General features: G+C 55.5%; 1 protein-coding gene. It reads right to left on the minus strand.

Translation table 11 applies throughout. From position 1 onward, the window contains the following. Window positions 1–807, minus strand: an 807-nt coding sequence (locus tag AC1RO3_RS08060) for a hypothetical protein (protein WP_481763939.1), incomplete at both ends; no start/stop codon positions are given.

The raw sequence follows: 807 nt of genomic DNA on the forward strand, positions 1-807 counted from the left end.
TTCTTCAGGTGGTCACGGAAATTGCTAAGGCATTTTTCGACTTCGGCGGCCCCAAACGTAGGCGTGTAGTTCAAACCCTCGATCATTCGTTGAAAGTTTGCAAGTTCCTTCAACTCTGTGTCCGTTTTGGACAAGATGCGCTCTTCCTGATCGGAATTTCGCGGTTTGCCCAATTTGGCAATGATGCTGGAATCTACACGCTCACCGCGCTCTATCACTATCGTTGGACTACACGGCTCATCGATCGCGATCTCGCGCTGTGCGTCAATGATCTGTTGTGGCGTCGGACGCTCCAAGTCCTCGGGAAACGGAGTTAGTCGCAGGGATGCCGGCTCGTCGATACCGAGTTCAAGGTCCACGTGCAACGTGATTCGCGCCTCGTAGAAGGTGCGTACTCCAACCTCAGTCGGGTTCTCCAGCTCCAGCGTATAACGGCGTATCCCAGTGCTGCGAATCGCTCGATGCAATTCTGCTTCTAGCGCCTCCGAGTCGGAGAGTGCGCCGCTCGCGATTCTGAACGCAGAAAGCAGTTGCAGCTCAACGCGCTCGACACCGAATGTACGTCCGCTTCCCCTGCGGTGCTCGACCCCCACATCGATATACTGATCGCTATCGATACTACGGCCCGTGACTTCGACGCGGATACGTCCAGCATCAGCGTAGACGGTCACACGCAATTCCCGAAGAAACGACTGAAGCTTCGGCTCCAAATCTGTGCGGATTTGGGCCGTGGTTCTCGTCGGTGCCCCATGGTGCAAGTACTGCGCCACCACATGCTGGATCACGGTTTCCGATGCACTATTCGGT

This window comes from Dellaglioa sp. CoH-57-MRSF-19, from assembly GCF_056781975.1.